This window comes from Bradyrhizobium sp. in8p8, from assembly GCF_000426845.1.
Taxonomy (GTDB): domain Bacteria; phylum Pseudomonadota; class Alphaproteobacteria; order Rhizobiales; family Xanthobacteraceae; genus Bradyrhizobium; species Bradyrhizobium japonicum_C.
In genome coordinates this window covers 49969-62179 of record NZ_AUGD01000006.1, presented here as the reverse complement: position 1 = coordinate 62179, position 12211 = coordinate 49969, and the positions used below count along the sequence as shown (strand labels likewise).

The following is a 12211-nucleotide window of genomic DNA, read 5'->3' as shown; positions in this document are numbered from 1 at the left end:
AGGTCATCGCACCATCTGGAAGGACGCGGCGACCAGCAGGATCAGGATCTCCCCCATCTGCTCGAACGCGCCGAGGATATCGCCGGTCTGTCCACCGATCTGACGGACGGCGAGCCGCGCCAGCAGCAGGCCGGCGAGAGACAGCAGGACCAGGCCGACGAGCGCCTTGGCTGGCCCCAACGCCAGAGCAAGCGCGAGCGTTCCAAGCACGCTGGCAATGGCGACGCTGCGGCCCGGCGGCGATCCTGCACTGGCCGACAGACCATCGGCCCGCGCCGGCGGGACCAGTGACATGAAGGCCGGCACACCCGCGCGGGCCGCAGCATGTGCCGCGCACAGTGCCAGCATCACCGCCCAGGGATCGGCGATGGTCGCGAGCGCGCTCCAGCGCAGGCCGAACGACAGGATCAGTGTGCAGACGCCATAAGTCCCGATGCGGCTGTCGCGCATGATCTCGAGCTTGCGCTCGCGCGTGCGACCGCCGCCAAGTCCGTCGGCGGTGTCGGCCAGCCCGTCCTCGTGCAGCGCACCGGTGATGAGCGCGGTCGTGGCCAGCGCGAGCAGGGCCGCAAGGCTCGGCGTCAGTCCGAAGCCAATGGCGATCTTGTAGACCAGCGCTCCGAAGAGGCCGACCAGCAGTCCGGCGACCGGCAGCGCCCAGGTCGCGCGCGCGACCGCGCCGTCACCTGCAGGCTTCGACGATGCGACGGGAAGAATCGTGACGAAGGACGTCGCCATCCTGAGATCGGCGACCACATCTTCCAGAAGTTCGGCACGCGATATCATTTCAATTTCATCGGCAAGCCGGCGATGACGAACTCGACCTCGTCGGCAGCAGCCGCAATGGCCTGATTCATGATCCCGGCGGCATCGCGAAAGCTGCGCGCCAGCGCGTTATCGGGCACGATACCCAGCCCGACCTCGTTGCTGACGAGCACAACGGGGCTTTGCAGTCGGCGCAGGGCATCGACAAGCGCATTCACATCGCTCTCCCAGTCGCGATTGGCATGCATCAGGTTGGAGAGCCACAGTGTCAGGCAGTCCACCAGCCTTGCGCCGCCGCCATCGGTCGCGACCAGCGCGGGGACGAGATCGAGCGGCACCTCGCGTTCGAGCCAGTCGGTTCCGCGGCGCGCACGATGCCTGGCGATCCGGGCCCCCATCTCGCTGTCGAGCGCCTCGGCCGTCGCGACGTAGACCGGCCGGCCGGGAAAAGCCTTCGCGCGTGCTTCCGCGCGCGTGCTCTTGCCCGATCGCGCTCCGCCCGTGATCAAGATGACGGCCATCAAAGTCTCCTGTCGGGCAGCACTAATCACCAATCACGGCCAAAGACAAAGCCGAAATCAGCCGGGCAGGGGCTTGCGCACCGCCTACGCTTTGCGCAACAGGGTGCGGATCAGGAGACCGATGTGGGCTTTGCGGGCGCGATGATGGTGGCGATGGCGGTGGATGCCCTGCTGGGCTGGCCGTCGTGGCTGTTCACGCGGATCGGCCATCCCGTGACCTGGCTTGGCCGGCTGATCGCGGCCATCGATCGCAGCTGGAATCGCGCCTCCGATCCGCCGGCGTTGCGCCGAGTTGCCGGGGCCGCCGGCGCACTCGTCGTGATCGCGATTTCCGTTGCGCTCGGCTGGCTCGTTCAGTCGGCGCTTCCCTCCGGTTGGATCGAGACCGCGCTGGTCGGTGTTCTGGCCTGGCCCTTGGTCGCGCTCCGCTCCCTGCATGACCATGTGGCGGCTGTCGCCACCCCCTTGCAGGACGGCGACATCGCCGCCGCGCGAGACGCGGTGTCCCGCATCGTCGGGCGCGATCCCACGGCGCTCGACGAAGCCGGCATCGCTCGCGCGGCGATCGAGAGCCTTGCCGAAAATGCCTCCGACGGAATCGTGGCGCCGGTGTTCTGGGGCGCGCTGTTCGGCCTGCCGGGCATCCTCGGCTACAAGGCCATCAACACGCTGGATTCCATGATCGGCCATCGCAGCGAGCGGCACGAGGCCTTCGGGTGGGCTGCGGCGCGCATCGACGATGTCGCCAATTTCGTTCCGGCGCGCGTGACAGGATTTCTCTTCGTGCTGCTGGCGCCGCACCGGTCGGAGGCGCTGTCATGCATGACGCGGGATGCGCGCCGTCATCGCTCGCCCAATGCCGGCTGGCCGGAAGCGGCGATGGCCGGCGGACTCGGTGTGCGGCTCAGCGGTCCCCGCATCTACCACGGCAGCGCCACCAACGAGCCCTGGCTGAACGAAGGCGCGCGCGATCCGCGCGCCGCCGATATGATCGAGGCGCTGACGGTCTATCGCCGCGCCATGCTGCTGCTCGCAGGCATGCTTGCGATCCTGGCTTTCACGTGAAAGAACGGGACATGCGCGAGCACGGTGGAAATCTCGATCTGGCCCAGCAGCAATTTGGCGGGCGTGCGGAAGATTGGATCGACCTGTCCACCGGGATCAACCGGGTGCCTTATCCCGTCGGCGAGGTGAGCGCACGCGCGTGGAGCGCGCTGCCGTCGCGCGCCGAGATCGAGGCGCTGCATCAGGCGGCGCGGCACGCCTATCGGACGCGCGCGCCTATCGTTGCGGTGGGCGGCGCGCAGGCCGCCATCCAATTGCTTCCGCAATTGGCGCCGCGTGGTTATGCGCGGATCCTGGCGCCGACCTATAATGAATATGCCGGCGTGCTGTCGGCCGCCGGCTGGGACGTGGAGGAGGTCACGGAGCTCAGCGAGCTGGTGGGAGCGAGCCTTGCCATCGTCGTCAATCCAAACAATCCCGACGGCCGCCGTTATGCCCCGAACGATCTGCTCGATCTGTTGCCGCTTGTCGATCGCCTCGTCGTCGACGAGAGTTTCGTTGATGCCGTTCCCGAGCTCTCGCTCGCCTCGGACGCAGAGCAGCCCGGGCTGCTGATCCTGCGGTCGTTCGGAAAATTTTACGGTCTTGCCGGCCTGCGGCTCGGGTTCGTGATCGGCAATTCGTCGGACATCGCGAGGGTCGTGGCGGCGTCGGGCCCGTGGCCGGTGTCGGGCGCGGCCATCGCGATCGGCTGCCGCGCATTGCGTGATGACGCTTGGGCCATTGCGACCACAGCGCGCCTCTTGCGAGACTGTGCTCGCCTCGATGACATGGTGCAGTCGCAAGGCTGGCAGCTTCTCGGGGGCACGCCGCTGTTTCGACTGTACGAAACGCCCGACGCACGTGGCGCGCAGGAGAAGCTTGCGCGCAATCAGATCTGGTCGCGCGTGTTTGCAGGAGCGCCGACACGGTTGCGCCTCGGGCTTCCCGGCAATGAAGCTGAATGGATCCGCCTCTCCGAGGTCCTAGCGCGCTAGCGCGAGCAAACTGTCGACATCGAGATGCGTTTCGATGTGATCGGCGAGGGCATCGAGCGCGCTCTCGACCCTGGCGTGATAGGGCTCGTCGCCTGCGGGAATGTCGAGCTTTGCCAGATACGCCTTGCGGAACGCGTCCGACGTGAACAGACCGTGCAGATAACTGCCTTGCACGCGTCCCTCGCGGGAGATCGCACCCTCCGGCTTGCCGTTCAGTGTCGCGAAGGGACGGGCGCAATCAGGCCCATCGGTGCGGCCGATGTGGATTTCGTAGGCCTCGATCGGCTGGTTCGTTGAGACATGCACGGCAGCAACCCGCGTTAGCGTCTTCACGGGGCTCATCACCGTCGTCACGTCCAGAAGTCCGAGGCCTGGTGTCTCGCCCGCAGGGCCCTCGATGCCATCGGGGTCGGCGACGTTGCGCCCGAGCATCTGATAACCGCCGCAGAGGCCGAGCACGTGGCCGCCCCTGCGATGATGTGCGAGGAGATCGATGTCCCAGCCCTGTGCACGCAGGAAGGCGAGGTCGCCGCGCGTGGACTTCGAGCCGGGAACGATGACGAGACGAACGTCGCCGGGAATCGCTTCGCCCGGCCGCACCATGACGAGATCGACGCCCGCCTCGAGCTTGAGCGGATCGAGATCGTCGAAATTGGCGATCCGCGACAGCGCCAGGCACGCGATCTTGCATCGGCCCGGCTTGCGCGCGTCGGTGAGGCCCAGCGCATCCTCGGCCGGCAGCTCGCCGGCGCGCGCGAACCAGGGCAGCACGCCAAGGCCGCGCCATGTGGTCCTTGCTTCGATCAGCTTGTAGCCGTCGTCGAACAATGTGGGATCGCCGCGAAACTTGTTGATGACAAATCCACGGATCATCGCGGCATCATCGGAGTCGATCACCGTCTTGATGCCGACGAGCTGGGCGATGACCCCGCCGCGATCGATGTCGCCGACCAGCACGACCGGCACGCCGGCCTTGCGCGCAAAGCCCATATTGGCGATGTCGGCCTTGCGCAGATTCACCTCGGCCGGACTGCCGGCGCCTTCGACCAGCACGAGATCGGCGCGGGCCTTCAGCCGCTCGAAGCTCTCCAGCACTGCGCCCATCAGTGACGGCTTCATCGCCGCATAGTCGCGTGCTCGCGCCGTCGCAATGCGCTTGCCATGCACGACCACCTGCGCACCGACATCGGTCTCCGGCTTGAGCAGCACCGGGTTCATGTCGGTATGCGGCTCGACACCCGCGGCGAGCGCCTGGAGCGCCTGGGCGCGGCCGATCTCGCCGCCATCGACGGTGACGGCGGCATTGTTCGACATGTTCTGCGGCTTGAACGGGAGCACGCGCAGGCCGCGGCGCGTGAAGGCGCGCGCGAGGCCGGCGACGATGAGCGATTTGCCCACGTCCGAGCCGGCCCCCTGGATCATCAGCGCTCGTGCCATCGCGAGGTTGTCTCAGAACTCGACGCCGGCCTGCGCCTTGATGCCGGAGCGGAACGGGTGCTTGACCAGCGTCATTTCGGTGACGAGGTCGGCGATCTCGATCAGCTCGTCCTTGGCGTTGCGCCCGGTGAGCACGACATGCGTCATCTCTGGCTTCCGCGTGGTCAGGAATTCGACCACCTCTGTGATATCGAGATAATCGTAGCGCAGCGCGATGTTGATCTCGTCGAGCACGACCATGCGCAGGCTCTCATCGAGGATCAGTTCCTTGGCCTTCTCCCAGCCGGCGCGTGCGGCGGCGATGTCGCGGGCGCGGTCCTGAGTCTCCCAGGTGAAACCCTCGCCCATCGCATGGAACTGGCAGAGATCGCCGAAATGCCCGGTGAGCAGGCGCCGCTCGCCGGTGTCCCAGGCGCCCTTGATGAACTGCACCACCGCGCAGGGCAGGCCATGCGCGACGCAGCGAACGATCATGCCGAATGCCGAGGAGGATTTTCCCTTACCCGCGCCGGTATGGACGATGATCAGGCCCTTTTCGCCGCTCTTGGTCGCCATGATCTTGTCGCGGGCGGCCTTCTTCTTTGCCATTTTCTGGGCGTGACGGGCCTCGCTTTCCTCGGTCGTTTGGGTCTCCGGTTCAGGCGTCATCGGTCCCGGTCCTTCGGCTTGACAAGTGGCTGCCACCGGCAAATGGTGGCCCGGCGTTGGTTCCTGTCCTATGACAGGCGAAGAGGGAATGCGATAGGGTCCGAATCCGCAAGATCCGGATCCAAAATGCAGCCGCCCCCGCGACCGTGACCGGAGAGATGCCCGAAGCCACTGACTCCCGAAAGGGAATCGGGAAGGCGGGGATCGAGGGGCCAAAACCCTGCTCCGCAAGCCGGGAGACCTGCCAGCGCGGACGATTTTGGACCGGCGGACGGGGTGTTCCGCGACGGGGAAACGGCCTCTCAAGTCAGGGTCCGTGCGCCTCTTCGCCTCCCGCTGTTTATTCTGGAAGAGGCGATGACCGTCACACTTCACGTCTGCATCACCTGCCGCGCCGGCCAGACGCTCGGCGAGGGCGAGGCCACGCCAGGCAACCGGTTGCACGCTGCGATCCTCGAGGCCGGCGTGCCCGACGGCGTCAATGTGGTTCCCGTCGAATGCCTCTCGGCGTGCAGCCAGGGCTGCTCGGTCGCGCTCAGCGCACCGGGACGCTGGTCCTATGTCTATGGCCGCTTATCCGATGTGAATGCGCGCGACGTGGTCGCTGGCGCTGCGGCCTATGCGGCCGCTCCCGACGGGCTCGTGCCATGGCGCAGCCGCCCCGAGATCTTCCGCAAGCAGTCGCTTGCGCGCATTCCCCCGATTCCCGCCGTGCCGGAGGCCGCCGAATGAATTCGCTTGCAAAAGTCCCCGTCACGGTGGTCACGGGGTTCCTCGGCTCCGGCAAGACCACGCTGATCCAGCACCTGCTCAGCAATGCAGGCGGCAAGAAGCTCGCCGTGCTCGTCAACGAATTCGGCAGCGAGGGCGTCGATGGCGAGATCCTGAAATCCTGCGCCGACGCCAATTGCCCGGAAGAGAACATCGTCGAGCTCGCCAATGGCTGCATCTGCTGCACCGTGGCCGACGATTTCATTCCGACGATGGAGCAGCTGTTGGCTCGCCCGGTGCGGCCCGATCATATCCTGATCGAAACGTCGGGCCTCGCGCTGCCCAAGCCGCTCTTGAAGGCGTTCGACTGGCCGGAGATCCGCTCGCGCATCACGGTCGACGGCGTCGTCGCGCTCGCCGACGCCGAGGCCGTCGCGGCCGGCCGCTTCGCGCCGGACCCGGCTGCGGTCGAAGCGCAGCGCGCCGCGGACGACAATCTCGATCACGAGACGCCGCTGTCCGAAGTGTTCGAGGACCAGATCGCCTGCGCCGACATCGTGCTGCTGACCAAGGCCGATCTTGCGGGGAAGGCCGGGGTGGAAGCTGCCAGGGCCGCGATCACCGCCGAGATGCCGCGCCGCGTCCCGATGCTCGCCGTGACGGACGGCGCGATCGATGCGCGCGTCATCCTCGGCCTTGGCGCCGCCGCCGAGAACGATCTCGCCGCGCGTCCCTCGCATCATGACGGCGAGGAGGAGCACGAGCATGACGACTTCGCCTCTGTCGTGATCGATCTGCCTGAGGTGGCCGACATCGATGCGCTGGTCGCCTCGGTTCAGAAGCTGGCGCGCGAGCAGAACGTGCTGCGTGCCAAGGGCTATATCGCGGTCGCGGGCAAGCCGATGCGGCTGTTGTTGCAGGCTGTCGGCGAGCGCGTGCGCCATCAATTCGACAAGCCCTGGGGGCCGGGAGCCAGGCAGTCGAGGCTAGTCGTGATCGGCGAGCACGGCGACATCGACGAGGCCGCGATCAAGGCGGGATTGGGAGTCTGATGCACGTCGTCTTCCGCGAGAGCCGCGGTCTCGAGGAGACCGCGACGCCAAGGGACATCGGTCAGGACCCGGCCGATCTCGTGGTGCTCTCGTATTCGGATTCCGACCTCGCCGCGTTCGCAGCCGGCTGGCGGCGTGGCCGCAACAGCCTGCCGTCGCTGCGGCTCGCCAATCTCGCGGAGCTGCGCCATCCGCTGTCGATCGACACTTATGTCGAGCGCACGCTGTCGTACGCGCGCGGCATCCTGGTGCGGCTGATCGGCGGTGAGTCCTATTGGTCCTACGGGCTCGCGGCCCTCCAGCAATTGGCGAAGGATCGCGACATCGTGCTGGCGGTGCTGCCGGCCGATGGCCGCGATGACATACGGCTCGATGCGTACTCGACCTTGCCGGTCTCGACGCTGCGGCGGCTCAAGGTGCTCTGCGACACCGGCGGTCCGGTCGCGGCGCAAGCTGCGATCGCGCAGCTCGCGCTGGCCTCTGGGCTCTATGCCGGGCCGGTCATCGGAGAGATGACCGTGCCCGAGATGGGGTTCTACGATCCCGTGCGCGGCGTCATTGCGGCGCCAGCAAGCGACGGGAAGCCGCGCGCGCTGGTGACCTTCTATCGCTCCTATCTCACTGCCGCCGATACCGGCTCGGTCGACGCTCTGATCGCGTCGCTGCGCGACAAGGGATTTGACACCCATGGTGCCTTCGTCACCTCGCTGAAGGCGCCGGGCGTCGCGGATTGGCTGCGCGCCCATCTTGCGCAAAATCTTCCGGCCGCGATCGTCAATGCGACGGCGTTCTCGGCAATGGGCGACGATGGCACGACGCCGTTCGATGCCGCGACCTGTCCGGTGTTCCAGGTTGCGCTCTCCACGGCGCGGCGCGAGGATTGGACGCAGTCGTTGCGCGGCCTGTCGCCTGGCGATCTCGCCATGCATGTGGTGTTGCCCGAAATCGACGGCCGCCTGTTCGCAGGGGTTGTGAGCTTCAAGTCCGCTGCGATGCGCGATCCCGAGCTGCAATTCTCGCATCTGGCGCACAGGCCGGACGAGGAGCGTGTGAGCGCGATCGCCGCACGCGTAGCTGCTTGGCGGCGCCTTGCGGAGAAGCCGGCGGCCGAGAAGCGGCTGGCGATCGTGCTGTCGAACTATCCCGGCCGGCCGCACCAGATCGCGCACGCCGTGGGGCTCGATGCGCTGGCGTCGGTTGAGGCCTTGATCTCCGATCTTGCGGAAGTCGGGTTCGACGTCGCGCGGGTCGATCGGCTCGGCGAATTGCTGCTCAAGCGCGGTTCGACCTGGAGCATTGCCGATTATCGCGCGGCGCTGTCGCGACTGCCCCAAGCCTTGCAGGACGATCTCGCGCAGGCCTGGGGCGCACCGGAGGATGATCCGAGCTGCCGCGACGGGTCGTTTCGTTTCGCCGCGATCCGATGCGGCCGGTCGATCGTCGCAGTCCAGCCCGAGCGGGGAGCTGCGGCCTCGCGCGATGCCGACTATCACGATCTCGCCCGCACGCCGCGCCATGGCTATGTCGCGTTCTATCTCTGGCTTCGCGAGCAGGCCCTTGATGCGGTCGTGCACATGGGCGCGCATGGCACGCTGGAATGGCTGCCCGGGAAATCCGTAGCGCTGTCGCAAGCGTGCTGGCCGGAGGCGCTGATCGGCGATCTGCCCATCATCTATCCCTTCATCGTCAACGATCCCGGCGAGGCCGCGCAGGCCAAGCGGCGCATCGGTGCGGTCACGATCGGTCATTTGCCGCCGCCGCTCGCAACATCCGCGGTGCCGGAAGGCCTGCGCCGGCTCGAACGCCTGCTCGACGAATATTCGACCGCCGATGGTCTCGATCCCGCCCGGCGCCAGCGGCTGATCGCGGCAATCCGCGAGGAGGCCCGCGCCGCGGGCCTCGAAGACGATCTCGGCCTCGACGCATCGGCAGCAGCAGCCGAAGCCATTCCGCGGATTGATCGCTTCGTGTGCGATCTCAAGGAGAGCCAGTTCGGCGACGGCCTGCACGTGTTCGGGCGCGGCGCATGCGGCGAAGCGGAGCGCGATGCGCTGCGTGCCGCGCTCGCCGGCGAGCGCGTTGCGCCTGGGCCGTCAGGCTCGCCCTATCGCGGGCGCCAGGACGTGCTGCCGACGGGGCGCAATCTCTTCGCCGTCGATCCGCGCGCGGTGCCGACGCCGTCGGCGCATGCCCAGGGCATAAAGCTCGCTGAAGAGCTGCTGCGCCGTCACCTGCAGGATCATGGCGACTGGCCGAAGGGCCTCGTGGTCGATCTCTGGGGCTCGGCGACCATGCGCACCGCCGGTGAGGAGTTCGCCATGGCGTTGCATCTGGCCGGCCTTGCCCCGCGCTGGGATCACGTCTCCGGCCGCGTCACCGGCTACGACATCATCGCGCCGGCCGAGCTCGGCCGTCCGCGCATTGACGTGACGCTGCGGGTATCCGGCCTGTTCCGCGATGTCTTTGCCGGCCTTGCGCAATTGTTCGAAGCCGCTTCCGAGGCGCTCGCGGCGCGCGAGGACGAGGGCGATGAAAATCCCTATTGCAATCGCGCATCGCGCGTCTTTGCGCCGCGGCCCGGCCAATACGGCGTTGGCCTGTCAGCGATCCCCGACGCCTTCACACCGGAGACGCGGGGCGCTGCCGGGGAAGCCTGGCTGTCGGCATCGTCCTGGGCGTTCTCGGCTGATGGCACGATGCAGCCGGACCGCGCCGGCATCGCACAGCGGCTCGCCTCCGCAGACGCGTTCGTTCATGTGCAGGACCTGCCTGAAACCGATCTTCTGCTCGCCGCTGACTATGCTGCGCATGAAGGCGGCGTCGCCGCTGCTGCGGCGCATCTCCGCGTCACGGGACCATCGCTTTATCACCTCGACACGACACGCCCCGATCAGCCTCATGCACGTACGTTGACTGAGGAAATATCGCGCGTCGTCCGCGCCCGCGCTGCCAATCCGGCCTGGATCGCCGGCATGATGCGCCACGGCTTTCGCGGCGCCGCCGAGATCACCGCGACGCTCGAGCACATGGCCGCCTTCGCGCATCTCGCCGGCGCCGTGCCGCCGCATCTGTTCGACCTCTATTACGATGCGACGCTCGGCAACGACGACGTCCGCACCTTCATGGCCCATGAGAATCCGTCCGCGCTCGCCGCGATGGAGACCTGCTTCACGCGCCTGCACGAAGCCTCGCTCTGGCGAACCCGGCGCAATTCGATCGCCGCGGCGCTGCGGGAGGCCTCATGAGCGCGGCCTCGGTCAAGGGCTGGTGTCCCGGCGCGCTGCGCCCGATGCAATCGGGGGATGGGCTGGTCGTGCGCGTCCGTCCGTTCGGCGGGCGGCTTGAAGCCCAGCAAATCGTCGGGCTGGCCGAACTGGCCGAGCGCTTCGGCAATGGTCTGATCGACGTCACACGTCGGGCCAATCTCCAGATCAGGGGCGTCAGCGCAGATGGCCACCGGCCGTTGCTCGACGGCCTTGCGCGGCTCCAGCTGCTCGACCCCGACGCCGACATCGAAGCTAGGCGCAACATCCTGGTGACGCCGTTCTGGGGCAGCGGCGACGAGACGCAGTCGCTCGCTGCAGAGCTCGAGGAGGCGCTGGCCGATTCCGACCTCGCGCTTCCCACCAAGTTCGGCTTCGCCGTCGATGACGGCAGGTCACGGGTGCTCGCCGGTGATTCCGCCGATATCCGCATCGAGCGCGACCGCTCGGGCCGTCTCCTGGTTCGGGCCGACGGCGCGAGGCTCGGCCACTCCGTCGCGCGCGGACAAGCCGTGAGCACGGCGCTGGCGCTGGCAAGCTGGTTCATCGTCTCCGGCGGTGCGAGGGGTGGGCGAGGGCGCATGGCAGCCCACATCGCATCCGGCGCGGCGCTGCCTCGATCGCTGCGCGGCGAGACTGAGCCCGCGCCCGTGGTGGCCGCATCGCGGCCAGGTCACTATCGGCAAGGCGCGCTGGTCGGCGTCGCGTTCGGGCAGATGCTGCACGAGACCCTGCACCAACTCGCCGGTTGCGGACATGCGCTGCGCATGACTCCCTGGCGGATGGTGCTCAGCGAAGGCAAGCGCGAGATGCCGAGCGCGGCGGGCCTCATCACCGAGCCCCACGATCCCGCGCTGCGCGTGATTGCCTGCAGCGGAGCGCCGCGCTGCGGCGAAGCCCATGCCGACACGCGTGCGCTCGCCGCAGCGCTCGCGCCGCGCATTAGCGCGGATACGCGACTTCACGTCTCCGGCTGCGGAAAGGGCTGCGCCCATTCCGGTGCGGCTGCGATCACGCTGATTGCGACGAACACCGGATTCGATCTCGTCCGCGATGGCTCGATCCGTGACGCGCCGGCCCTGCGCGGGCTCGACGGCGCCGACATCGTCAGCGATCCCTCCGTCCTGGTCGGAGGGAACTGATGCCTCACACCTACGAGACCGACGGCGCGGCGATCTACCGGCAATCATTCGCGACCATCCGGGCCGAGGCCGATCTTGCGCGCTTTTCGCCTGACGAGGAGCCGGTGGTGGTTCGCATGATCCACGCCGCCGGCATGGTCGGTCTCGAGGCGCATATCCGCTTTTCACCGGGCATGGCAGCAACCGCGCGCGCCGCTCTGCAAGGAGGCGCGCCGATCCTGTGCGACGCGCGCATGGTCTCGGAAGGCATTACGCGCGCGAGACTTCCTGCGGCCAATGCCGTCATCTGCACGCTAGGAGACGAGTCCGTTCCCGCGCTGGCGCAATCCATGCACAACACGCGCTCGGCCGCGGCGCTGGAGCTGTGGCGGCCGCACTTGGGTGGCGCGATCGTCGCGATCGGCAATGCGCCGACCGCGCTGTTTCATCTGCTCAACATGCTGGAGGATCGCGACTGCCCGCGGCCTGCGGCCATCATCGGCTGTCCCGTCGGCTTCGTCGGTGCCGCCGAATCCAAGGCCGCGTTGATGGCCGATCCGCCGGTACCTGCGATGACGGTCGAGGGACGCCTTGGCGGCTCCGCGATCACCGTTGCCGCCGTGAATGCACTGGCGAGCCGGAGCGAATAGT

11 protein-coding genes and 1 riboswitch are annotated in these 12211 nt (G+C 67.6%); of the genes, 7 read left to right on the top strand and 4 right to left on the bottom strand.

Annotated elements, in window-relative coordinates; all coding sequences use genetic code 11:
* Positions 1-3: 3 nt before the first annotated feature.
* Positions 4-786, bottom strand: coding sequence for an adenosylcobinamide-GDP ribazoletransferase (gene cobS / locus K408_RS0116930; protein ID WP_024339950.1), 783 nt, complete (start codon positions 784-786; stop codon positions 4-6).
* Positions 783-1286 carry a bifunctional adenosylcobinamide kinase/adenosylcobinamide-phosphate guanylyltransferase gene (gene cobU / locus K408_RS0116925; RefSeq protein WP_024339951.1) on the bottom strand — a complete coding sequence of 168 codons (504 nt, stop codon included), beginning with the start codon at positions 1284-1286 and terminating at the stop codon, positions 783-785. The genes cobS and cobU overlap by 4 nt, the downstream gene beginning before the upstream one ends.
* Positions 1287-1409: 123 nt before the next feature.
* Here cobU and cbiB point away from each other — a divergent pair, with 123 nt between their 5' ends.
* Together cbiB and cobD are read left to right on the top strand one after the other, a co-directional pair.
* A complete protein-coding gene (gene cbiB, locus K408_RS0116920; protein ID WP_024339952.1) occupies positions 1410-2351 on the top strand; it encodes an adenosylcobinamide-phosphate synthase CbiB in 942 nt (313 codons plus the stop codon).
* An 11-nt stretch (positions 2352-2362) separates the two neighbouring features.
* The gene (cobD, locus tag K408_RS0116915) at positions 2363-3328 is read left to right on the top strand and encodes a threonine-phosphate decarboxylase CobD (RefSeq protein WP_024339953.1); all 966 of its coding nucleotides are present in this window, start codon (positions 2363-2365) and stop codon (positions 3326-3328) included.
* Here the strand turns inward: cobD and K408_RS0116910 are convergent.
* Together K408_RS0116910 and cobO are read right to left on the bottom strand one after the other, a co-directional pair.
* Positions 3317-4765 carry a cobyric acid synthase gene (locus K408_RS0116910; RefSeq protein ID WP_024339954.1) on the bottom strand — a complete coding sequence of 483 codons (1449 nt, stop codon included), beginning with the start codon at positions 4763-4765 and terminating at the stop codon, positions 3317-3319. The two genes, cobD and K408_RS0116910, sit on opposite strands and share 12 nt — an antisense overlap.
* A 12-nt stretch (positions 4766-4777) precedes the next feature.
* Entirely contained in the window at positions 4778-5413 is a 636-nt protein-coding gene (gene cobO, locus K408_RS0116905; protein ID WP_024339955.1) for a cob(I)yrinic acid a,c-diamide adenosyltransferase, read from the bottom strand.
* Between the two features lie 40 nt (positions 5414-5453).
* Positions 5454-5676: riboswitch (cobalamin riboswitch) on the top strand.
* Between the two features lie 94 nt (positions 5677-5770).
* On the opposite strand from cobO, the gene K408_RS0116900 reads away from it, so the two are divergent.
* The 5 genes from K408_RS0116900 to K408_RS0116880 are packed head-to-tail and all read left to right on the top strand — an operon-like array spanning position 5771 to position 12210.
* Entirely contained in the window at positions 5771-6145 is a 375-nt protein-coding gene (locus K408_RS0116900; RefSeq protein WP_024339956.1) for a DUF1636 family protein, read from the top strand.
* Entirely contained in the window at positions 6142-7176 is a 1035-nt protein-coding gene (cobW, locus tag K408_RS0116895) for a cobalamin biosynthesis protein CobW (RefSeq protein ID WP_024339957.1), read from the top strand. The genes K408_RS0116900 and cobW overlap by 4 nt, the downstream gene beginning before the upstream one ends.
* A complete protein-coding gene (gene cobN, locus K408_RS0116890) occupies positions 7176-10421 on the top strand; it encodes a cobaltochelatase subunit CobN (RefSeq protein WP_024339958.1) in 3246 nt (1081 codons plus the stop codon). Before cobW ends, cobN begins: the two co-directional genes overlap by 1 nt.
* Positions 10418-11581, top strand: a complete 1164-nt coding sequence (gene cobG, locus K408_RS0116885; protein ID WP_024339959.1) for a precorrin-3B synthase — start codon at positions 10418-10420, stop codon at positions 11579-11581. The genes cobN and cobG overlap by 4 nt, the downstream gene beginning before the upstream one ends.
* Positions 11581-12210, top strand: coding sequence for a precorrin-8X methylmutase (locus K408_RS0116880; RefSeq protein WP_024339960.1), 630 nt, complete (start codon positions 11581-11583; stop codon positions 12208-12210). The genes cobG and K408_RS0116880 overlap by 1 nt, the downstream gene beginning before the upstream one ends.
* Position 12211 lies beyond the last annotated feature (1 nt).